The organism is Protofrankia sp. Cr1 (genome assembly GCF_963555865.1).
Taxonomy (GTDB): domain Bacteria; phylum Actinomycetota; class Actinomycetes; order Frankiales; family Frankiaceae; genus Protofrankia.
Window position 1 is genome coordinate 2,473 of record NZ_CAUVXO010000167.1, and the last position, 973, is coordinate 3,445.

At 63.5% G+C, this 973-nt stretch carries 1 protein-coding gene; it reads right to left on the reverse strand.

What is annotated here, in order from left to right; genetic code table 11:
* Nucleotides 1–100: 100 nt before the first annotated feature.
* On the reverse strand, nucleotides 101–904 hold the full coding sequence (locus tag U9980_RS14420) for a helix-turn-helix domain-containing protein (RefSeq protein WP_322768385.1): 804 nt from the start codon (nucleotides 902–904) through the stop codon (nucleotides 101–103).
* Nucleotides 905–973: the final 69 nt, after the last annotated feature.

Below are 973 nucleotides of genomic sequence, written 5' to 3' on the forward strand. Positions count from 1 at the left end.
AAGTTGTGCGGCGGTCGGGCTGACGATGCTGGAAGGAGCACACGGCTTACCCGGTAGCTCGGCCGGTTGGAAGGGCTGGCGCGATTGAGATCGGGCGAGTTTATGCGGCAGGCCCGTAGCCGCGCACACGGCTCTCGTAGCGAATGGCTGCCTCCACGTCCGCCTCGGGGATTTTGTGAAGTCCGGCGATAGCCGCGATGGACTCTCCCGCGACGAATCGGCGGTAGAGGCTGGCCGTCCGAATACCCAAAACGGTTGGCTCCCCCAGGTCGTGCAGCGGATCGAATACGACGGGGCTCGATTTGTTGTCCGGATAGAGCCGGACCGCTACTCCTCCTGGCTCGAAGTCAATCTTCTGGACGAACGCTTCGGCTCCAGGCGCGAGAATGAGTTGTCCGTTGCGAAGGACCACCATGGCAAGCTCGCCCGTGATGCCTGTCTGCTGCTGCACATCGAGGACCAAGTCTCTGTTCGCGACGTATGGCCTGGCGTGAGCGAGGGGGTACGGCACCCCAAGGCGGTCGCGGAGCATCTGCACGACCGGCCGAAGCTGTTGCAGGCTCACCCTGTGCCTGACGCGGTACTCGCGGAGGTAGCCAGCCTCGACGAACTCACCCCAGGTGACCGTTTCGCTTCCGGTGCGACGTGGCCTGATTACAGGTTCGTAGCTGGCGCCGGCTCGGGTGTAGCCGTCAATCCAGCGCCTCAGCGTCGCTGGCTTGACGCCCAGCAGACGTGCGGCTTGGCTCATCGTGTAGACCTCACGCTCGAGTACAACGAGGCTTGATGGCTCCTGCCCCGATGGCGACGAGACCGTCAGCGTCTTCGGGGTGCGTTCCCAGATCGCGAGGATCTTCGCGAGCGGCTCGTCGTCCTCGTAAAAGTCTCCCTCCACAGTGGTCATGACCGTATCGTGCACCATGCGGCGCGGCTGTTCTACTGGCCGATCGGGTAGGCGCTGCCAAGATTCCAT